The organism is Geobacter sp. PheSNFMC (genome assembly GCF_059620965.1).
In genome coordinates this window covers 1-20,241 of sequence record NZ_JCAMRN010000068.1, presented here as the reverse complement: position 1 = coordinate 20,241, position 20,241 = coordinate 1, and the positions used below count along the sequence as shown (strand labels likewise).

Annotated in this window: 18 protein-coding genes; 9 read left to right on the top strand and 9 right to left on the bottom strand. The window is 63.6% G+C overall.

The features are described 5' to 3' along the window. The 7 genes from AC6CDK_RS14445 to AC6CDK_RS14415 form a co-directional block, all read right to left on the bottom strand. Positions 1 to 1,421: sensor histidine kinase (locus AC6CDK_RS14445; RefSeq protein WP_496639889.1), on the bottom strand; the 1,421-nt coding region annotated here is incomplete at its 3' end. A 156-nt stretch (positions 1,422 to 1,577) separates the two neighbouring features. Then, positions 1,578 to 2,180, bottom strand: coding sequence for an MlaC/ttg2D family ABC transporter substrate-binding protein (locus AC6CDK_RS14440; protein WP_039646228.1), 603 nt, complete (start codon positions 2,178 to 2,180; stop codon positions 1,578 to 1,580). Positions 2,181 to 2,201: 21 nt separating this feature from the next. Continuing rightward, entirely contained in the window at positions 2,202 to 3,560 is a 1,359-nt protein-coding gene (locus AC6CDK_RS14435; RefSeq protein ID WP_039646227.1) for a TolC family protein, read from the bottom strand. A gap of 45 nt (positions 3,561 to 3,605) precedes the next feature. Then, complete coding sequence (mlaD, locus tag AC6CDK_RS14430) at positions 3,606 to 4,055, bottom strand: outer membrane lipid asymmetry maintenance protein MlaD (protein ID WP_039646225.1); 450 nt, start codon at positions 4,053 to 4,055, stop codon at positions 3,606 to 3,608. A gap of 12 nt (positions 4,056 to 4,067) precedes the next feature. After that, on the bottom strand, positions 4,068 to 4,814 hold the full coding sequence (locus tag AC6CDK_RS14425; RefSeq protein WP_039646223.1) for an ABC transporter ATP-binding protein: 747 nt from the start codon (positions 4,812 to 4,814) through the stop codon (positions 4,068 to 4,070). A 3-nt stretch (positions 4,815 to 4,817) separates the two neighbouring features. Beyond that, entirely contained in the window at positions 4,818 to 5,591 is a 774-nt protein-coding gene (locus tag AC6CDK_RS14420; RefSeq protein ID WP_039646221.1) for an MlaE family ABC transporter permease, read from the bottom strand. Between the two features lie 101 nt (positions 5,592 to 5,692). Further along, positions 5,693 to 7,318, bottom strand: a complete 1,626-nt coding sequence (locus AC6CDK_RS14415) for an NADP-dependent glyceraldehyde-3-phosphate dehydrogenase (RefSeq protein ID WP_039646219.1) — start codon at positions 7,316 to 7,318, stop codon at positions 5,693 to 5,695. 356 nt (positions 7,319 to 7,674) lie between these two features. Between AC6CDK_RS14415 and sppA the strand changes: the two genes are divergently transcribed. Further along, positions 7,675 to 8,640 (top strand): signal peptide peptidase SppA, encoded by a 966-nt coding sequence (gene sppA, locus AC6CDK_RS14410; RefSeq protein WP_066357821.1) that lies wholly within the window; start codon positions 7,675 to 7,677, stop codon positions 8,638 to 8,640. A gap of 24 nt (positions 8,641 to 8,664) precedes the next feature. Here the strand turns inward: sppA and AC6CDK_RS14405 are convergent, their stop codons facing one another. Both AC6CDK_RS14405 and AC6CDK_RS14400 read right to left on the bottom strand, forming a co-directional pair. Next, positions 8,665 to 9,273 (bottom strand): hypothetical protein, encoded by a 609-nt coding sequence (locus AC6CDK_RS14405; RefSeq protein ID WP_066357819.1) that lies wholly within the window; start codon positions 9,271 to 9,273, stop codon positions 8,665 to 8,667. A gap of 220 nt (positions 9,274 to 9,493) precedes the next feature. Further along, positions 9,494 to 11,683 (bottom strand): sensor histidine kinase, encoded by a 2,190-nt coding sequence (locus AC6CDK_RS14400; protein ID WP_192905064.1) that lies wholly within the window; start codon positions 11,681 to 11,683, stop codon positions 9,494 to 9,496. A 314-nt stretch (positions 11,684 to 11,997) separates the two neighbouring features. Here AC6CDK_RS14400 and AC6CDK_RS14395 point away from each other — a divergent pair, with 314 nt between their 5' ends. The 8 genes from AC6CDK_RS14395 to AC6CDK_RS14360 form a co-directional block, all read left to right on the top strand. Next, on the top strand, positions 11,998 to 12,276 hold the full coding sequence (locus AC6CDK_RS14395; protein WP_066357818.1) for a peptidylprolyl isomerase: 279 nt from the start codon (positions 11,998 to 12,000) through the stop codon (positions 12,274 to 12,276). A 33-nt stretch (positions 12,277 to 12,309) separates the two neighbouring features. Beyond that, a complete protein-coding gene (locus AC6CDK_RS14390) occupies positions 12,310 to 12,732 on the top strand; it encodes an SseB family protein (RefSeq protein ID WP_039646211.1) in 423 nt (140 codons plus the stop codon). Positions 12,733 to 12,844: 112 nt separating this feature from the next. Then, positions 12,845 to 13,753: a pirin family protein gene (locus tag AC6CDK_RS14385; RefSeq protein ID WP_039646209.1), complete on the top strand. Its 909-nt coding sequence runs from the start codon at positions 12,845 to 12,847 to the stop codon at positions 13,751 to 13,753. Positions 13,754 to 13,894: 141 nt separating this feature from the next. After that, the gene (locus AC6CDK_RS14380) at positions 13,895 to 14,089 is read left to right on the top strand and encodes a GSU3473 family protein (protein ID WP_039646207.1); all 195 of its coding nucleotides are present in this window, start codon (positions 13,895 to 13,897) and stop codon (positions 14,087 to 14,089) included. 254 nt (positions 14,090 to 14,343) lie between these two features. Further along, positions 14,344 to 17,118: a hybrid sensor histidine kinase/response regulator gene (locus AC6CDK_RS14375; protein WP_052269435.1), complete on the top strand. Its 2,775-nt coding sequence runs from the start codon at positions 14,344 to 14,346 to the stop codon at positions 17,116 to 17,118. A 204-nt stretch (positions 17,119 to 17,322) separates the two neighbouring features. Continuing rightward, positions 17,323 to 17,679 (top strand): hypothetical protein, encoded by a 357-nt coding sequence (locus AC6CDK_RS14370; RefSeq protein WP_237560738.1) that lies wholly within the window; start codon positions 17,323 to 17,325, stop codon positions 17,677 to 17,679. 126 nt (positions 17,680 to 17,805) lie between these two features. Beyond that, on the top strand, positions 17,806 to 19,113 hold the full coding sequence (locus tag AC6CDK_RS14365) for a TolC family protein (protein WP_039646205.1): 1,308 nt from the start codon (positions 17,806 to 17,808) through the stop codon (positions 19,111 to 19,113). Then, positions 19,110 to 20,241: efflux RND transporter periplasmic adaptor subunit (locus AC6CDK_RS14360; protein WP_496639888.1), on the top strand; the 1,132-nt coding region annotated here is incomplete at its 3' end. The genes AC6CDK_RS14365 and AC6CDK_RS14360, both read left to right, overlap by 4 nt.

Genomic DNA, 20,241 nt, shown 5'->3' with positions numbered 1-20,241 from the left:
GCCATGACCATGTCCCGCAGGACCCCCTTCACGATGTCGAGCTGCTCTCCCTTGAGCACCTCCCGGAAGTTGTGGCCCACGGCCCGGGGCGTGTCGATCTGCAGGAGCCGGGCCGCAGAGGTATTGATGGTGGTTATCGCCCCCCCCCGGTCCACCGCGATGACCCCGGCCGCCACGTTGCGGAGCACGATCTCCATGTGGCGTCGTCGCTGCTCCAGTTCCTGGTTGCTGCGCGACAGCTCGTCGTTGGCGTTTTTCAGGGCCAACTGGTTGCTCCGCAGGTCGTCGGTCATCTTGTTGAAGGCGGCCACCAGCATGCCCAGTTCGTCGTCGGTCCGCTGGCCCAGGCGGATATCCAGGTTCCCCTCGGCCACCTGCCGGGTCGCCTCGGCCAGTTCCTGGATCGGCGTGGTGAGGCTGTTGGCCAGGTGGAGCCCGAACCAGACCGCCAGGAAGATGATCACCATGGTGATCAGGAACAGGGCCAGGATGTAGCCGGACCGGATGGGATTCTTCAGGATCTTGAGCTGGCGGAACTGCTCGTAGGAGGCGGTGATCTCCCGCATCTTCTCCACCAGGGAGTAGGGGACGAAGTAGTTGACCACCACCGCCCCCACCACCTCGTCGGCGCGATAGGTGGAATAGATCGGCACGATGCCGCGGATGAGATCGGCCTTGCCCACCGTGTTGACCCTGGTGAGCTCTTTGCCGTTGAGCCCCTGCTTGATGTCCTCGGACGAGGGGTTGGTGAACTCCCCCAGCGGGAGCCCCGGGTTCGCGGCGCGGACCAGCTCTTCGTTCTGGGCCGAGTAGACCTCCACGATTCCCAGGTTGTACTCCTTTTGCTTCTGGCGGATCAGTTCCTTCATCTGCGGCAGGTTCTCGTCGTTGAGCAGGCGCTGGTCCCGGATGATGGCGCTGATCTGGTTGCCGTAGTAGAGGGCGTTGGCCGCCGAGTTCCTGTAGTAGGTCTGGGCCACCTCCAGCGATTCGGAGAGGGAGTTCTCGATCTGGGTGTTGAACCAGTTGCGGATGCTCTGGTTCACGTAGGTGGCCGAAACGAAGAACAAGAGCATGGTGGGGATGATGGAGAGGCTCACGAAGGCGATGACGAGCTTCGTGCGCAGGTTGGCCCCCAGGGCCTTGCCCCGCCGCTCCATCAAGAGCTTTGCCACGTTGCGGAACAGGAGGTAGATCAGGAGGATGATCAGGAGGATGATGACGTTGATGACGCCGAAGATCAGGAAGTTGCTCCCCATCGGCACATCGGAGCTGATGCGCGACAGGTGGATCTCCACCCGGGTCAGGACCAGGATCAGGAGCACCGACAGGGCGATGACGATCCCTTCGCGGCGCCGCTTGATCCGCTCCCGTTCGGCAGGCGTTGCGGCAGGCGTACTATCCGTGGTCTGTCTGTCCATGGGCCGTCCGAGGTGTGGCGTAAATGCAACAGTCACACTCTAGCGGAACGCAGCGGATTATGCAAGGGGCCCATGTGGCGGAGAAACGGGCACCGTTTGAAAAAAACGGGGAGAGTGGCCTCTCCCCGTGGTGATGTCGTTCAGGCCGCGGCAATCCTATGGCATGCTGATCTCCTGGTGCTTGGAGCGCAGTTTTTTCACCAGCTCCGCGTACCCCTGGTTGGAGATGATCTTGTTGAACTGGGTCCGGTAGTTGGAGACGAGGCTCACCCCCTCGATGACGATGTCGTAGACCACCCACTTGCCCCCCTTGAGCATGAGGCGGTAGTCGAGGGAATACTCGTCGCGCCGGGCAGTGACGATCTTGCTCCTGACCTCGGCATACTCGCCGTCGATGGCCTCCTTCAGGTACACCACCTTCTCCTGGTTGTAGGACTCGATCTTGCCGGCGTAGGAGTTCTCCAACAGGCTCTCGAAGAGCTCCACGAACTCTTTTTTCTCGGCGGCGCTCCGGTCGCGCCAGTGGCGCGCCATGGCGCGCTGGGCCATTTCGGTGGAGTCGAACACCGCGCCGATGGCCCGCTTGATCTCCTGGCGTCGCCGCTTCTCGTTCTGGGGCTTTTTCAGCTCCTTGTCCGACACGACCCTGATGACGTCGTCAACGGTCTTTTTCACCGTCTCGGTGGGGCTTGACTGGGCCAGGGCAGTGCCGGCAACGGCCAAAGAGAGGGCGAGGATGGGGAACAGGATCCATTTCATGGAACAAAGACCTCCTGGTACTCAGTTCAGGGGAGCCTGGCCCACGGCGTGGTCGAGCCGGGCCAGGGCCATGTTCTGGTTGTAAACGGCCTGGAAGTAAGCGGCGCGCATGCGGGCGTAGTTCTGGAGCCCGTCGAAGATCTCCTGGGCCGGTCCGATGCCGAAGTCGTAGTTGGCCACGGAGGCCACCACCCAGCGCTTGGCGTTGGTGTACGCCTCTTTCATGGCGGCGGCGCTCGCCTCGGACTCCCTTGCCTCAAGCCACGCCTTGCGGATCTGGAGCGGGATGAACTCGTCGGCGTAGGCCCTGGTGGACAGGAGCCGGTTGTACTGGGCCCGTTCACCCGCCACCTTGGCGCCGGTGATGCCGAAGTCGAGCTTCCACTTGACCCCCAGGGCGATGCCGGCCCAGACGTGGTTGAAGTCGTCGGGCACGAAGGGGTTGTCGATGCGGGTCCGCTTGTCGGCGTAGGCGGCGGAGACGTAGCCCCCCAGGAAGAGGTCGGGCCAGTAGTTGGCCTTTGCCGCCTCCACCAGGGCCTCGCGGGCTTTGATCCCCTCGTTGAGCTGGCGGAATTCCGGCCGCCGGGTCCGGGCCTCTTCCACGTAGGCGGCCAGATCGCCCAGGGTGGCGCCGGCGGGCTGGAGCCGTTCGGCGTCGATGTCGACCGCTTCGGCGGGCGGGAGCCCCATGCGGGTCTTGAGGGCGGCCAGGGCGAGCTGCTCGCCCTTGCTGGCCTCCTCCAGGTATTTGGCCACTTCGCCCCGGAAGGCGTCGAGCTTGTAGATGTCCAGTTCGTCGGCGTTGGGGGACCCCTTGTCGATCAGCTTGCGGGCCTTGGCCTTGGCATCGTCCAGAATGTCCCGCGTCTCCAGGACCAGTTCCCTCAGCTCCCGTGCCAGGAGGATGCCGTAGTAGTACTCCTTGACCTGGAGCGCCACGTCGGTGCCCTTCTGGTCCTTCTTGGCCCGGTCAACCTCGATGCCGTGGGTGGCGGCCCTCATGTTTTCGGAAATCTTGCCGAAGGTGTAGAGGGGCTGGACCAGGGTGGCGTCGCCCCGCTGGAACCAGGTCCAGCGCTCGGTGTCGTTGATGCCGTCTTCTGAGTAGACCTGGTTGCCCCGGGCCTGGGGCACCGGTCCGATCAGGCCCAGGAATTCGATCTGGGGATAGCGGTGGGCCTTTGCCTCGTCCAGCCTGGCCGAGGTGGCGTCGATGTCCGCCTGGGCCTCGCCCAACTCGGGGGCGGCGGTCAGCGCCTTCTTGATGCAGTCGTCGAGGGTGAGCTTCGTCCCGGCGCCGGCGTCGGCGCCCCACGCCGCTGCCAGCGGCAGGAGCGTTACGGCCAGTGCCAGAGCCGTCCGTCTGAGTGCCTTCATGGTTGGTCCCTCCGTCAGGTGTCCGGATGATTCCTGCGCCCCGTTTTATTCGACGTTCCCGTGGATGTACTTGCTCAGGAGCTCTTCCAGGTCCACGGCCGATTCCGTGTCGCGGATGCGGCCGCCGTCGGCCAGCAGCTTGTCAGACCCCCCGGGCTTGAGCTTGATGAACTTGTCGCCGATGATCCCGCTGGTCCGGACCGAGGCGATCACGTCGTCCTGGAGCTTGACGCCGTCCCTGATCCGCAGGTCGACCCGTGCCCGGTCGCTGGAGGGATCGAGCACGATCCGGTCGACCCGGCCGACCTCTACTCCGGCTATTTCGACGGCGGCGCCTTTCTTGAGGCCCGATACCGAATCGAAATCCGCTGAGACCTGGTAGTGGTCCCCGCCCAGCAGCTCCATCTGTCCCAGCTTGATGGAGAGCCAGGCGAGGCAGAGGATGCCGATCAGGACGAATATGCCGACAATGAGTTCGAGAGTGACTCTTTTCATACGCCTACCTTTTCAGATGAGCTGGATGGGGCCTTCGAGGCTGCCGCTGATGAACTGCCGCACCACCGGATGCTCCGAGCGCCGGATGTCTTCCGACGTGCCCTGCTCGACGATCTTGCCCCGGTAGAGCATTGCCACGTTCTCGGAGATGTCGAAGATCTCCGGGATTTCGTGGGAAACGATCACCGCCGTATAGCCGAACCGCTCGTGGGTCCTCCGGATCAGTTCGTGGATGGCCCGGCAGATGATGGGGTCGAGGCCGGTGGTCGGCTCGTCGAACAGGATGATCCGCGGGTTCAGGAGCAGGGCCCGCGCCAGCCCCACCCGCTTTTTCATGCCGCCGGACAACTCGTCGGGGAATTTCTTGTCCACGTTCCTGAGCCCCACGTGTCCCAGGGCCTCGTGGACCCGGTCGCTGATCTCCGAGCGGCTCAGCCGGGTCTTCTCCTCCAGGGGGAAGGCCACGTTCTCGAACACGGTCAGGGAGTCGAACAGGGCCGCGTTCTGAAACAGCATGCCGAACTTCTCCCAGACCCGGTTCATCTGATAGCGGCGCATGGTGGTGATGTTCTCGCCGTCCACGAACACCTCGCCCCGGTCCGGTTTCATGATGCCGATCATGTGCTTGAGCAGCACGCTTTTCCCCTCGCCGCTGGGGCCGATCACCGCGGTGATCTTCCCTTCCGGGATATCCATGGTGAGGCCGTCGAGCACCACCTGGCTGCCGAACGATTTATGGACGTCAACGAGTCTGATCATGGCCTATAACATGACGGAAGTCAGGAAGTAATCCCAGATGAGCACCAGCACCGACGACATGACCACCGCCTCGGTGGTGGCCCGCGATACCCCCTCTGCGCCGCGGCTGGCGTGGTATCCCTTGTAGCAGCAGACCCAGGCGATGATGCCGCCGAAGGAGAACGATTTTACGATGCCCGACCAGACGTCCTTCCATTCCACGCTCCGCTCCATCTCGGAGAAGTAGGCGCCCGGGTTGACCCCCAGGAGTTTCACTCCCACCACGTAGCCGCCATAGATGCCGACCACGTCGAAGATGGCGCAGAGCAGCGGCAGCGCCACCAGGGCCGCCAGGATCTTGGGGGAGACCAGATACTTGAACGGCTCCAGGGCCATGGTCTTCAGGGCGTCGATCTGCTCCGTTATCTTCTTGATGCCGATCTCGGCGGTGATGGCGCTGCCGGCCCGGCCCACCACCATGAGGGCCGAGAGGACCGGCCCCAGTTCCCGGATGAGGGAGAGGGCCACGGCCGAGCCGAGCATCCCTTCGGAACCGAACTTGGCCAGGGAGTAGTACCCCTGGAGCCCCAGCACCATCCCTGTGAAGGCGGCGGTCAGAACGATGACGAAGAGCGATTTCGCGCCGATGAAGTGGATCTGCTTGTAGATGTGGATCGGCTTGCCGGGCCTGATCACGATGTTGATCAGGGCATGGGTGAGGAAGATGATCATCTTCCCCATCTCCCCCACCACGGAGAGGGTGAGGGCGCCGATCTTTTCAATGGATGATACCAGCAAGGAACGCTCCGGATGTGTGATTGACGGGTCACAGTATACGCCCAAACCGCACAAAGTAAAGCGTTAGAGCCCGCTCATCACTGCCGGCGCGGGTTGACGCCTCACAGGATGAAGTCCGTGGAGAGGAAGGTGGAGCGCCGTTCCCGCACGATATCGGTGATGATGGCTCTGTTTGTTTCGTGGTTCCGGGCCGCCACCAGGGTTCGGAGCGAAAAGGCCCGCAGGGCGTCCGACACCGACAGGGTCCCCACGGCCGAGTCCTTGCGGCCGGTGAACGGGAAGACGTCAGGACCCCGCTGGCACTGGCTGTTGATGTTGACCCGCGACACCTGGTTCACCAGGTGATCGACGAGCGGTGCCAGCAGGGCGCTGTCCCTGCCGAAGATGCTCACCTGCTGGCCGTAGTCCGATTCGCGGATGGCGCGGATCGGCTCCTCAATGTCGGTGAACGGGACTATCGGCACTACCGGGCCGAACTGCTCCTCGGTGTAGAGGCGCATCCCCGGCGCCACCGGATAGACCAGGGCCGGGTGGAAGTAGGTGCCGGTGACCGTGCCGCCCCCCTCGTTCACCACTGCGGCGCCGCGCGCAACGGCATCGGCCAGCAGTTCTTGCAGGTAGGCGGTCTTCCCCTCCTCGGGCAGGGGGGTGATCATCACGCCCGGTTGCCAGGGCATGCCGGTGCCGATGGCCGACAGGGCCCGGGAGAAGATGGCAATGAACTGCTGCGCCACGGATTCGTGGACAAAGAGGAGTTTCAGGGCCGTGCACCGCTGGCCGTTGAAGGCGAGGCTGCCGGCCAGGCATTCCTCCACCGTCGGGTTGAGATCGGCGTCAGGCAGAACGATGGCGGGGTTTTTCGCTTCGAGCCCCAGGACCAGCCGGAGCCGGTTGGGGCGGGGATGATCCTTCAGCAGAGTATTGGCCGCTTTGCTCGTGCCGATGAAGGCCAGCACGTCGATCCGGCCGGACCGCATCAGGGTGGGGGTCAGGGCCCGGCCGGCCCCCAGCAGGACGTTCACCACCCCCGGAGGGAACGCCTCGCGCAGGGCGGCCAGGAGCGGTGCGAACAGGAGCACCCCGTGGCGCGGGGGCTTCATGACCACCGTGTTCCCCATGATCAGGGCCGGGATCAGGGTGGTGAAGGTCTCGTTGAGGGGATAGTTGTAGGGGCCCATGCAGAGGGCCACGCCCAGGGGGCCGCGGCGGATCTGGCCGATGATCCCCTGCTCGATCACGAAGCGGGAGGAGACCCGGTCCAGCTCCTTGAGGGCGTCGATGGTGTCGGTGATGTAGACGACGGTCCGGTCGAATTCCTTTTCCGCATCGGCACGGGTCTTGCCGATCTCCCACATGATCAGCCGGACCACCGCTTCCCGTTGTTCTTTCATGAGGGACGCGAAGTGCTGTACATGCCGGATCCGGTCGGCCACCCCCATGGTGGGCCACCGTCCCCTGCCGCAGTCGTAGGCCGCGGTGGCGGCATCAAGGGCGGCAAGGGCGTCGGCCTCGCCCATGAGAGGGAAGCTTCCGATCCGTACGCGCTCGGGACCGCCGGGTGTGCGGACGCAGACCGGGGAGAACACATCCTGAACGGCCCCCTGCCAGCAGCGGAGCTCGCCGTTCAGCAGGTAGTCCCGCAGTTCCACCGGAGCGGACAGACGCTGCTGGGGAGGGATTTCATCCGGGCAAGGGAAGAGGGTGGGGATGCGTTCCGCGATGGACATGGGGCGTTTCCTCCTGGCGCGTGGTATGCTGAAAGAAGTTTAATCAGTTTCAGCGGGGAAGCAAGGAGGTATACGGTACGGCATCCCGACGCGGGGGCGGCGTTAGCGGCCGTTCGCCTTTTTCACGATCGCCATGACGTCGCGGAGGTCGATTTTCCCGTCCGGGCAGGGGGTTCCGTTGAGGCGGGGGTAGACGTCGGCGCCGGCACCTGCGCCATTGCGGCCTACCGCCAGGACCTGGCGGACGAACTGCTGGGGGTGGACGGCCGGGAGGAGTTCACCGTCTATCTTGCGCCGGCGGGGAAGGTGTGATTGAATTTCTCAATCGACGTGCCGCTGACATACGGGAGGGTACCATGAGGATGATCATCGCGTTTCTGCTCGGCTGCCTCGGCATGTTCCTGACAACGGGGTGTGCCTTTGTCAGCGTGCCGCTCATGAGCGCGCCCCAGCCCCTGGCCGAACAGGTGCTGGAAGGGGAAGGGGCGAAAAAGATCCTGATCGTGGACATCAGCGGCGCCATCGGCGATCAGGCCAAGGGGGGCGGCCTGCTGAGCCGGGGAACCCCCTCCACGGTCTCCCTGGTGCGTGAGGTCATCCTGAAGGCCGAGCGCGATCCCAAGGTGGCCGGACTTATCCTGCGGATCAATTCGCCCGGGGGGACGGTGACGGCCAGCGACATCATCCGCCACGACCTGCTCGCCTTCAAGGAGCGCCGGAATCTGCCGGTGTCCGCCTGTATCATGGGGATCGGCGCCTCGGGAGGCTACTACGTGGCCACCGCCGCCGACGGGATAACCGCCCATCCCACGGCCGTGACCGGGAGCATCGGGGTGCTGCTGATGACCTTCAACGTGGAGGGCTTGCTGGGGAAGGTAGGCGTGGAGGAGAAGACCATCAAGTCGGGCGGGAAAAAGGACCTCCTGTCGCCGTTCCGCCGCGCCACCCCGGAGGAAGAGCGGCTGGTGCAGAGGGTCATCGACCAGTTCCACGGGCGCTTCGTGGACGTGGTCCAGGCCCGGCCGGGGAACCGGCTTTCGCGCCAGGATCTGCTCACGCTGGCCGACGGCCGCATCTTCTCCGCCGCCGACGCCCTTGCCGCGGGCCTCATCGACCGGATCGGCTACCTGGACGACGTCATCGCCTCCCTGCGTGACCGCATAGGAGATCCCGACGCCCGGGTGGTCACCTACTTCCGGCCCGGCAGCTACCAGGGGAGCATCTATGCGGAGTCGGCCGTCGAGCCGTCCATGGCGGACCTGCTGGGCGGGTTCGACATGACTGGCGGCGGCCAGTTCATGTATCTCTGGCGCCCCTGGTGATCGACAGCCCGCCAGTGGCCGGGTTTAGCAGCGCTCTTCGCCCTGTTCCCCTTCCTTTTCCAGTTCCTGCCGGAGACGCTCCAGCCCCTTGCTGAAGCTTTCGGCATCGCCGAACTCGAAAAAGCGGGGATAGCGGTCATGGGCCGCCTTGATTCTGCGGGCGTGTTTGATGGGGCACCAGTACTGCTCGGTGCGGGCTGAAATCTCCCGCGCGTAGGCGGCCAGACCGTTGCCGTAGGAGCAGTAGAAGCAGTTGAACTTTTCGATGATGTTCAGGTAGGGGAGGTCCTCCCGGTCGAAGACCAGGTAGTCGGCGCGCTTCACTTTCGGAATGCCGTAAACCGGGAAGCAGATGGTCTGGTAGATGAAGAGGAACAGATCCAGCGCCATGAACGGGATGAACCCGGCGTAGATGACCGGCGCGGTGAGAATGTTCAGGGGGCGCGCCTCGATCAGGTAGCGAAAGAGTCCCGTTTTCAGGCGCCGCTGCTGCCGGGCCACCTCCTCGGCGAAGCGGATCCGCTTCTTTTCGATGACAAACTGGAATTCCTCCCGCTTCTGCCTGAACTCGACTTCCAATTCCTCTTGCAGCTCTTTTATCCTGCGGATCAGTTCGTCGATCTGGTGGGTCATTGAGCTCTCCCTGTTCTCCCCGTGTGATTCTGCACCCTGGCCCTGCTGACCATAGCCGTACTCTCGCCATAAGTCCACCGGTTAATCGGGCGGGTGCGGATCCGGCCCGTGACGACGGGGAGCGGATGGCCCATCCCTGCGTGGCGCATGCCGGCAAGGCGGCGACAGGAGCCGGGGGGACGTGACGGCCGGAATGGCACATTCGGCTGGAGACGGGGTATCAGTCGAGGGAGAAATAGAAGGTGGCTCCCCGGCCGGGAGCCGACTCGGCGCGGATGGTGCCGCCGTGGCGATGGATGATCCGGGCGACCGTGGCGAGCCCGATGCCGTTTCCTTCGAACTCGGATGCCGGATGGAAGCGCTGGAAGGGGGCGAACAGCCGCTGGGCCTCGCGTATGTCGAACCCGGCGCCGTTGTCCTTTACATAGTACATGTCTTTTCCCGAACAATATTCGCAGCCGAATTCCACCTCAGCCCGTTCGTTTCGCGAGGTATACTTCCAGGCGTTGCCCAGGAGATTTTCCAGCACGGTCATGAGGAGTTCGGGATCGGCATTGGCCGGCGGCACATCCTTTACGCTCCAGTCCACCTGCCGCGCCGGCTCTGCCGCGGCCAGCTCGATGCATATCTCCCGGGCCAGGTCGGCCGGGCGAACCTTCTGGCGCCGCAGTTCGTCGCTACTCACGCGGCTCAGTTCCAGCAATCCGTCGATCATGGACTGCATCCTGCCGGCTGCCGCGGCCACGCGCTCCATCAACTCGCGGTGCGCAGGCTCCATGCAGCCACCCCAATCTTCCAGCACCATGTCGACGATCCCGGAGATATGGCGGGCCGGGGCCTTCAGGTCGTGGGAGACGGTGTAGCTGAATGCCTCCAGCTCCCGGTTGGCATTCTCCAGTGCGGCGGTACGATCCGCCACCCGCTGTTCCAGGTCGGAGTTCAACCGCAGGATTTCCTCTTCGGCACGCTTGCGCTCGGTGACATCCTCCACCACCATTATGAAGGAATCGTCGGTGCCGCTCCTCCCCCGGACCGGCGAAAACGCGGTATTTGCCCAGACGGTCCGGCCCGTGCCATGGGTGAATCGGAACTCGCGCGTCAACGGCTCCCCTTCAGTGGCGGCCATGGTCGTCATGATCTCCCGGGCGGCGTTGCGGTCCTCCGTGTGCACCAGGGCAAGGCAATCGAGCCCGGCCAGATCGTCGTCATGGCGACCGGTAATGTCGCAGAAGCGCCGGTTTGTCCTGATCAGCAGCCCTTCGCGGTCGATGATGGCCATGCCCACCGCCGCCTGCTCGAAAGCCCCCCGGAAACGGTCCTCGCTCTCCCTGAGGCTCTCGGTTTGCCGGTCGATCTCCGCAAGCATAGTGTTGAAGGTTTCGGTGAGCCGGCTCAACTCGTCCTCGTTCGATACCGGCACCAGCCGTTCCTTGCCTTTTTTGCCGCTCAGTTCGTTGATGTGCCGCTCCAGCGCCAGAATGGGGCGGGTCAGGTACTGCATGGAGAGCGAGACCACTACCAGAACGCCGAGGATGGCGGCCACGGTACTGATGATGAACAGCCGACGTACCACCTTCACGGGCTCGTAGGCCACTGTGAGCGGATAGCTCGCCGCCACGACCCAATCCTTGCTGCCGAGCTTCGTTACCGATGTCAGAAGGATGTCGCCGTATCGCCCCTTTGTTTCGCGGGTGCCCACGTAGCCCTCCCGGGCGGCGTCGGCCAGGCGCGCAACTTCGGGAACCGCCTTGATCAGGGTGTGCTCCCGTTCTGCATGGATCAGCACCATATGGTTGCGGTCGATGATGCGGATGAACCCCTTGTTGCCCACGGTGATCCGGCCGAACCGGCTCAGGGCGTTTTCCTCGCTCAGGTCAATTCCCCCCAGCAAGGCTCCCTTGAATGATCCGTTTTCCCCGAGGATGGGGCTGATAAAGACGATTTCCCTCAAGTTGGCGGTGCCGGTGCAGCAGGTGGTCAGCTCGGAGATGAGCGGCTTGCGGGTCGCCCTGGCTTTGTTGAAGAAGGCGTGATCGGAGTAGTTTTCTACCCGTCGGACTTCCTGGTTGGTCACTTCTGCCAGGAGGTTGCCGGCGGCATCAACGACGAAGAGGTGATTGTTGAACAGCGTGCGCAGGCCGGTCCGGCTTTCCAGAAACGCCTTGGCACCCGAGGGGTCGGCCAGTGCTGCGGGCGGGACGACCCGGGCGCTTGCCGTCAGCAGCTCCAGCATGGAGCGGAGGGTGCTGTCGATGTCCGTGGCCACGTGGACGACGGTGGCGGTCTGCTGGGCGGCGATGGAGTCATGGAGGTGCCGCTCCAGGTAGCCCAGCGTGATCCTCGAGGTCACCACCATCAGGATGATTACGAGAATCGACACCAGAATAATGAGTTTTGTCCTGAGTTTCATGGCAGCGTGATTATTGGTGGAACCGCGCCGGTGCCGGGCATACGTCGTATCCCGCCTCTGCCCTGCCGGCCGGATTCCCGAAGATCCGGTTCAAAATTCATGTCGGCTTGTTGCCGTATTGTGTGTACCATTATAGTTAAGCGCCATATCTTCACAAGAATTAATAATTTTGCCTGACCCGTTCGTCCGGTTGCAGAGGGTTTGCATCCAGTAGATCGAAGCAGAGAGAGCTTTCCGGTTGCCGAGGCCTCCCTTTCCCGATACCCTGTTCCCTAGAGATTTCCCTATCCGTCACTTAGCAAGGAGAACCGTTCATGCCCACAGCAACTGCCCGTCACATCCTCGTCGCTTCGGAAGCCGAGTGCCTGCAGCTCAAGGCCGAGATCGAGGCCGGTGCCGAATTCGCCGATGTCGCCCGCCGGCATTCCCTCTGCCCCTCACGCGCCCAGGGAGGCGATCTCGGGACCTTTACCCAGGGACAGATGGTAAAGGAATTCGACGATATCGTCTTCTCCGGCGAGATCAACAAGGTGCTCGGTCCGGTCCGGACCCAGTTCGGGTACCATCTCATCGAAATCACCAAGCGCTGGTAACCGAAACGGTGCCCTGAAAGGACAGACACACCCATGACCGAACTCGATAAAGCCCTGACCGTCCTGCGTCAGGACATGGCCGATGCCAAGAGCCAGTCGGCCTTTTACGACCTGTTCCTCAACGCTACCTTCTATGTCCCGATTCTGGACGAAGCCGCGGAAGTGGAAGACAACGCCGCTCAGAAGGGTGAGGTGCTGCCGCTCGTCATCGAAGCGGAGGGCAATGACTACCTGATGCTGTTCGACACGAAGGAGCGCCTGCAGGAATGGACGCAGGCCGATGCCCGCTACGTGGAAGTGCCGGGGTACGTGCTGGCCGCCACCACCATGCCGCCGCTGCACTGGGCGCTGAATGCCGGCACCGAGTACTCCAAGCAGTTTCTCCCCGACGAGATCGCATGGCTGAGGGATGTGGTCGAACGCTGCAACGCGGCGGCCGCGAAGCAGCAAGGGTGAGCTGTTCCTCCCTGCCTCCCGGCGGGGCCGTTGCCGTGATGCTGTCGGAAAACCCGGTATTCCGCGTCTGAAGGAGGCCCGTTCTCGCGGGCCATCCGGAAAGGAGTCTGCCATGACCGCACGCCGCATCTCCCGCGTTTTCAAAAGCCGGCCCACCGTGGAGGGGGCCGGCGTCCACCTCAAGCGCGCCTTCGGCTATTCGCAGGTGCCGCTGTTCGACCCGTTCCTCATGCTGGATGACTTTCACACCGCCAACCCTGCCGAGTACCTGCCGGGCTTCCCCTGGCACCCCCACCGGGGCATCGAAACCATCACCTATGTGCTGGAAGGCCTGGTGGAGCACGGCGACAGCATGGGAAACAAGGGGGTCATCGGCGCGGGGGACGTGCAGTGGATGACCGCCGGCAGCGGCATCATCCACCAGGAGATGCCCCAGTCGAGCCCCACCGGCATGATGTGGGGATTCCAGTTCTGGGCCAACCTGCCGGCGGACCGCAAGATGATGGATCCCCGCTACCGCGACGTGAGGGCCGCAGATATCCCGGAGGTGGTTCTGGAGCAGGGCATCCGCATCAAGATCGTCAGCGGCACAGTCAACGACGTTCAGGGGCCGGTGCGCGACATCGTCATCGACCCGGAAATGCTCGACGTCAGCGTCCCGGCCGGGGCGGTCTTCACCCATCCGGTCAAGGAGGGGCATACGGCCGTGGCCTATGTCCTCGACGGCGAGGGGTATTTCGACGACCGCCGCGATCCCTTTGCCTTCGAAATGACGGGCTCGGGCTGGATGGATGTGACGCGGCGCTGCGTCTGCGGCCCCGAAACGGTGGTCCTCTACGGGCGCGACGGTGCTGCGGTGGCGGTGACCGCCGGCGACCGGCCGGTCCGCTTCCTCTTCCTTTCCGGCAAGCCCCTCAACGAGCCGGTGGCCTGGTACGGTCCCATTGTCATGAATACCAACGAAGAACTGCGGACCGCCTTTGAGGAGTACGAGAAGGGGACGTTCATCAAGCACCGGTAGGCGCAGCAGGACCAGAAGGAGGTGTTCCGGAATTTTATGGGAATGTAACGTGTATCCCCTTGACGTGTAACGGTTTTAGTCCTATATAGATACTAAGCCGGTATGTAATGTGTATTCATTTTTTTCTGGGGGTGATCAACCATGCTGATCCGTGTCCAGTATCCCGACGGCCGTTATGACTACGTGAAGCACACGCGTCTCGATGACTTGATCGATGCGGTGCAGATTTCCCGGTTCCTCCGCTCCAGCGGCTGGGTCGTCATCGGTGAAGACCCGGTTCGCCGCAGGAGCACCAGAGCGCCGTACATCGGACCCGAGCGACGGCTAGCCGCCTGACCGTCCACCCCGGTCGACCCTCCTTCACACCGCACGTCTCCTTCCCTGCCCACCATGGGCGGGCCTGTGCCTCCTTTTTGTCCGTGTTCCTCTCAGCCGGACCGGTGGGGGACACGTCCGTCTCCCACTGCCCCGCCATGCTACCCCACGTCCGCCGGGCCTGAAAATTGCAAAAAACGAGTGATATTCCGGATAGATGACGGTGAGTTGCCGGCCTGCCTCCCCGTGGGCCCGCATTCTGAAAGGAACCGCCGATGATTACGCAAGTCGGTCGCATCAACCGGTATGCCCTGTTTGTGTCAATCTTTTGGACGGCTGTCATTGCATGCGCCTTTGGCTGGCTCTCTTACCAGCAGTGGAACAATGCCCTGGACGTGGCGCGGGCCGAGGCGAGGGCCACCTTCGAGAAGGACACCCTGTATCGCAAGTGGGCCGCTGATCACGGCGGCCTGTACGTGCCGGCCACGGACAGGACCCCTCCGTCGCCCTACTTGGCCCACATCCCGGAACGGGATGTCAGGACCCCCTCCGGCAGGCTTCTCACCCTCATCAATCCGGCCTATATGACGCGCGAAGTATTTCAGTTGGCCAACCGGGAAAAGGCGCTGGTCCGCGGCCACATCACCAGCCTGAGGCCCCTCAATCCGGCAAATGAGCCCGACCCGTGGGAGGAACGGGCGTTGCGCGCCTTCGAGCGGGGGGAGGGGGAGATCAGCGGGCTGCAGATCATGGACGGACAGCGCCATATGCGCCTGATCCAGCCTTTCGTGGTGGAGGAACGATGCCTCAAGTGCCACGCCTTCCAGGGATATGCCGTGGGCCAGGTGCGGGGCGGCGTCAGCGTGTCGGTGCCGCTGGCGGAATATTCGGGCTTCACGGGCAGGCTCGTGGCGGGCGGTGCCGCAGCCCACGGGATCATCTGGCTCCTGGGGCTCGGCATGATCGAGGCGGGCAGGCGGGCACTCTCCCGAAGCTCCCAAGAATTGCAGAAGAGCGAGGAGCGCTACCGGACGGTGGCCGACTACACGGCGGACTGGGAGTACTGGCTCACCCCCGACGGCCGGTTCGAGTACGTATCGCCCAGTTGCAGGAATGTGTGCGGATACACCCAGGAGGAGTTTTACCGCGACCCGTCGCTGCTGGAGCGGATCATTCATCCGGCAAGCTGGCAGCGCTACAATGATCACTGGCACGCGGAGTCGGCAACGGGCTACCCTGAGCCCATCGACTTCCCGATCATCACGCGGGACGGCCAGGAGCGCTGGATTTCCCATGTCTGCCGCACGGTGTACGGTGGAGACGGCACCGTGATCGGCCGGCGGGTGAGCAACCGGGACATCACCGACCGCAAGCGGGCGGAAGATCTGCTCCAGGAGCAGACGGTCCAGCTCGAGCAGGAAGTGACCGAGCGGCAGGCCGCCCAGGAATCGCTCCAGGAGCAGGCCGTGGTCCTGGAGGAAGAGATCGCCGAGCGGATCAATGCCGAAGAGACCATCCGCCAGAGCGAGGAGAAGTTTTTCAGGGCCTTTCAGCTTGCCCCGCTGATGATGACCATCAGCGACATCGAGGATGGGGCGTTCCTGGAGGTGAACGACAAGTTCGTCGAACTGAGCGGATACACGCGCGAGGAGGCCATCGGCGCCACATCGGCCAGGCTGGGGCTGATCACGGCCGGGGACCGGGCCCGGTTCCTGGAGCTCCTGGCGCGGGAGGGCAGGGTTTCGGAGTTTGCTCTCAAGGTGCATACCAGGGAGGGACGGGTCCTCAACTGCTCCTACTTCGGCGAGCTCATAACCGTCAGCGGCCGCACCCGCCTGCTCTCCATCGTCCTCGATGTCACGGAGCACGCGCAACTCGAGGAACAACTCCGCCATTCCCAGAAACTGGAGGCCGTGGGTCGGCTCGCCGGCGGCATTGCCCATGACTTCAACAACATCCTCACCGTGATCATGGGGTGCGGAACCATTCTGAAGATGGACGGAACACTGGCCGACCGCCAGAACGAGATGCTGGGCCAGATCATCCGCTCCGCCGAGCGGGCTGCCCAGTTGACCCGCGGTCTGCTCGCCTTCAGCCGCAGGCAGGTGATCAAGCCCCAGAATGTCGATCTGGACGAGATTGTCCGGGGTGTACAGAAGTTTCTGGGCAGGGTCATCGGCGAGGATATTCAATTCAAATCCATCTTCAACGGTGCGGGGCTCACGGTTTCGGCCGACAGCGGCCAGATCGAGCAGGTTCTCATCAATATGGCCGCCAATGCCCGGGATGCCATGCCCAGGGGAGGGTTGCTCACCATCGAGACGGCGCTGGAACAGGTCGATGCCCCGTTCGTCAAGAGCCAGGACAACGCCCAGCCCGGCCCCTATGCCGTCATCTCGGTGTCGGACACCGGCACCGGCATGGACGAGGAGACCCTGAAACGGCTTTTCGAGCCGTTTTTCACCACCAAAGACGTGGGCAAGGGAACGGGCCTCGGCATGGCCATCGCCTACGGGATCGTCAAGCAGCACAACGGTTTTGTGACCGTTGCCAGCGAGGAGGGGAACGGGACCACGTTCAAGGTCTATCTCCCCATCGTGGAGGAGAGGGCCGCGGAACTCGCGGCAGGCGCCGCACCGGCCCGTCCCCGGGGGGGGAGCGAGACGATTCTGGTGGCGGAAGACGATGAAAGCGTCCGCGCTACCGTCAATGACACCCTTGGCCGCTTCGGTTACGACGTGATCCTCGCCGTTGACGGCGAGGACGCCGTGGCGCAGTTTGCCGCCCGGCAGGATCGGATCAAGCTGGTCGTCATGGACATGATCATGCCGAAAATGAGCGGCAAGCGGGCCTACGAGGAGATCAGAAAACTGAAGCCGGGCGTGAAGGTCCTGTTCTTCAGCGGCTATACCACCGACTTCATCCGGAGCAGGGGCGATCTCGACGACGGGGTGGAACTGCTGAACAAGCCGGTCGCCCCCCTGGAACTGGTGACAAAGGTGCGGGAACTGCTGGACAGCGCGCAGCGGCCGGGGGAGGCATCCCCATGACCGGCGCGCCACGGGTGACTGTGGCCCGTCGCCGGCATGCAGCCATGCCTTATTCGTTTGACGCGTGTATGGCGTTGTCGATCTTTGGTCAACTGTGACACAATTGAGGGCAATGTCCTGAAAATTGCCTATTGACATGCTCAACAACGCGTGACTATGATGGCGCAACTCATGAAAGCGTGTCCAGTGCGTATGCGATCCAGTGTGCTCAACAAAATGATAGCCGTCGTGCTCCTCGTGGCTGTGGTCGCCATTGCGGGCAATGGTCGTTGCTTTGCACTGGACGCGGGCAATTTCCTTCAGTCCTCGTACGAAAAAGCCGATAAAACCCTGCTCAAGGCCTGTTGCGGGGATGAGGCTCCCTGTTGTCCCACTGACAACGATTCCGCTTCGGACCATTGCAGTACCTGTTTCTCCTGCCCCTGCAGCGCCCCCCTGAGCAGCCCCGGGGCCATGGTTTCCTATGCTCCCCTGATTGCCAGCATCTCTTTCCTCGAACATCGCACCACGCCACCCGACGTGTATCTCTCCATTTTCGTTCCACCCCAGATCCTCGCCTAACCTGCTGAAGTAGCGGCCGCCAGGCCGTTGGGGAGTGGTGCGTCCAGCGCCCGGATTCCCGTTCTTCAGCACACGTTCCTTACCCACAATCAATCAGACATCGAATACCTGCAAGGAGGTACTGTCTTGGTACGAGCATCTCGTTTCGTGTCCGGAGCAGTCCATCTGTTCCTGACCGCTGTAATTCTCGCCCCCCCGGGGGCTTCAGGGGAGGTCCGTCCGCTGACCCTGCCTCAGGCTGTCGAGTATGCCCTGGCACACAACGGCGAACTGAAGGCACTGCGCAGCGAAAAGGACGTGGCGCGGGCAGGGCTGGAGCGCGCCGTGCTTCTGCCCAATCCCACCCTGGAATTGTCGGCCGACTCCGGCGTCATGACCGGCAGCCCCGACGAAACAACCGTTTCCATCGGCATTTCCCAGGAGTTCCTGACCGGCGGAAAGCGGGCCAAGCGCCGAGCCGTTGCCGAGCGCGAGGCGGAGGCGGTTCATTTCCAGATTGCCGACCGGGAGCGGCAGATATCCCAGGAGGTGAAGAGTACCTTCTCCGAACTGATGCTGGCCCGGAAACGGAGGGAACTGGCCCAACGGGCAGCAGAACTGAACGAAACGCTGCTGGTGATAACGCGGGAGCGCCTGGCCGCGGGCGATATTCCGGAACTGGAGGTCAGCCTCGCCCGGGTGGAAGTGGCCCGGAGCGAAGGACGGAACATCGAGGCGGAACGGGATCTCGCCCCGCTGCTGGCCAGGCTGAGGACCCTGCTGGGGGTTCCGGCGGGGGAGGAGGTCGGCTTTGACGGCATTTCCGAGCAACGGCCCCTGTCGATTCCTCTCGACGACCTCGTTCGTCTGGCCCTGGAAAACCGGCCCGACCTGAAGGCGCTCCAAGCCGCCCGCGCACAGGGGGAGGCCGCCGTTGAGCTGGCCGAGGCGGAGCGCATCCCGAACGTGACGCTCGGGCTCGGCTTCACCCACGAGCGGAGCACGGACGCCACAGGCTCCGGCGACGAAAAGACCCGCGACAACCTGCTGGGGGTGACCCTGTCGATTCCGCTCCCCCTTTTCGACCGCAACCAGGCCGGCATCCGGCAGGCCCGGGCCGTCAGGCAGGGGGCCGGCAACCGGCTGGAGTTCGCCCGTTCGAGCGTGCCCCGGGAGATCGAGGGCGATTACGCGCGGCTCGCTGCGGCCGAGAAGACCATCAAGCTGTACGCTGATGGCATTCTTCCCCAACTGGAGGACAACCTGAAGCTCGTGCAGGAGGCGTACCGGCTGGGCGAGGTCGGAATCCTCTCGGTCATTGAAGAGCAGAAAAAGTACATCGAAGTCCACGACGGTTACCTTGCCGCGCTCGCCAACCGGCAGACGGCCCTGGCCCGGCTCGAAGCCTCTGTCGGGACCGATTTCCAGAACAGAACCAGCGGAGGTGCGCAGTGAACAGGAACCATGGAATCATCATCGGCCTTGTCCTGGCCGTGGCCATCGGGGGCGGCATTGCGTATCGCTCTGCCCATGTGCCGGGGGGCGCCGGCGAACATGCCGAATCAAAGGAAGCCGGCCATAGCGAAGGCACGGGTGGTCACGATGAAGGGAAGGAGCACGCGGGAGAGAAGGACGGCCATGGGGGGCACGGGGAAGAAGGCGCCGTCTCCATGACTGTCGAGGCACAGAAGCAGAACGGCGTGGTCGTGGCCGCGGCCGCACCACAGCGGCTGGCCGGCGTGATCAGCGCCACCGGCAAGGTGGAGGCAAACGCCGACCGGATCGCCCATGTCTCGCCGCGCATCTCCGGCAAGATCGTCAGCGTCCGGGCCTCCCTCGGCGACAGCGTCGCCGCCGGCCAGCCCCTCGTGACCCTGGACAGCGTCGAGTTGGGCGAAGCCCTGAACCGCTACCACCAGTCGAAGACGCGGCTGGCCCTGGCCCAGTCCAGCATGGACCGGATCAAGGCCCTGGTGGAAAAGAAGATCGCGGCCCGCAAGGACATCCTCCAGGCGGAGACCGACTACACAATGGCCCAGACCGAACTGCATACCGACGAGGAGCGCCTCGCCCTGTACGGCGTCTCGGCGCCTGACCTCACAAGCGCCGGCCACAGGAAGCCGCTGTTGCCGGTCCGCTCTCCCATCGGCGGCGTCATCACCGAAAAACACGCCATCGTCGGCGAACTGGCCGATCCCTCCAAAAGCCTCTTTACCGTGGCCGACCTCTCGTCGGTCTGGGTGATGGTGGACATCAACGAAAAGGATCTGGCCAAGGTCCACCGGGGGCAGTCCGCCACCGTCACCCTCGGCGCGTTTCCGGACGTGAAGCTGAAAGGGCGCATCACCTACATCGCCGATCTCGTCGACGTCAGCAGCCGCACCGTCAAGGCCCGGGTCGAGGTGGCCAATCCGGGGCGGAAGCTGAAGCCGGAGATGTTCGCCACGGTGGAGCTGACGCTGGCGGCCGACGCTCCGCCGGTCCTGGCGGTCCCCGAGGATGCCCTGCAGGATCTGGACGGGAAAAAGGTGGTTTTCGTGGCGGAGAAGGAATCGGAATTCGCGGCCCGTCCGGTGCAGACCG

Excerpts from the sequence above, each read along its gene's own strand:
- mlaD (WP_039646225.1), bottom strand. The coding sequence starts at position 4,055 with ATGAAAAGAGTCACTCTCGAACTCATTGTCGGCATATTCGTCCTGATC.
- AC6CDK_RS14440 (WP_039646228.1), bottom strand. The coding sequence starts at position 2,180 with ATGAAATGGATCCTGTTCCCCATCCTCGCCCTCTCTTTGGCCGTTGCC.
- AC6CDK_RS14375 (WP_052269435.1), top strand. The coding sequence starts at position 14,344 with ATGATTACGCAAGTCGGTCGCATCAACCGGTATGCCCTGTTTGTGTCA.
- AC6CDK_RS14415 (WP_039646219.1), bottom strand. The coding sequence starts at position 7,318 with ATGTCCATCGCGGAACGCATCCCCACCCTCTTCCCTTGCCCGGATGAA.
- AC6CDK_RS14400 (WP_192905064.1), bottom strand. The coding sequence starts at position 11,683 with ATGAAACTCAGGACAAAACTCATTATTCTGGTGTCGATTCTCGTAATC.
- AC6CDK_RS14435 (WP_039646227.1), bottom strand. The coding sequence starts at position 3,560 with ATGAAGGCACTCAGACGGACGGCTCTGGCACTGGCCGTAACGCTCCTG.
- sppA (WP_066357821.1), top strand. The coding sequence starts at position 7,675 with ATGAGGATGATCATCGCGTTTCTGCTCGGCTGCCTCGGCATGTTCCTG.
- AC6CDK_RS14385 (WP_039646209.1), top strand. The coding sequence starts at position 12,845 with ATGACCGCACGCCGCATCTCCCGCGTTTTCAAAAGCCGGCCCACCGTG.
- AC6CDK_RS14405 (WP_066357819.1), bottom strand. The coding sequence starts at position 9,273 with ATGACCCACCAGATCGACGAACTGATCCGCAGGATAAAAGAGCTGCAA.
- AC6CDK_RS14390 (WP_039646211.1), top strand. The coding sequence starts at position 12,310 with ATGACCGAACTCGATAAAGCCCTGACCGTCCTGCGTCAGGACATGGCC.
- AC6CDK_RS14395 (WP_066357818.1), top strand. The coding sequence starts at position 11,998 with ATGCCCACAGCAACTGCCCGTCACATCCTCGTCGCTTCGGAAGCCGAG.
- AC6CDK_RS14380 (WP_039646207.1), top strand. The coding sequence starts at position 13,895 with ATGCTGATCCGTGTCCAGTATCCCGACGGCCGTTATGACTACGTGAAG.
- AC6CDK_RS14425 (WP_039646223.1), bottom strand. The coding sequence starts at position 4,814 with ATGATCAGACTCGTTGACGTCCATAAATCGTTCGGCAGCCAGGTGGTG.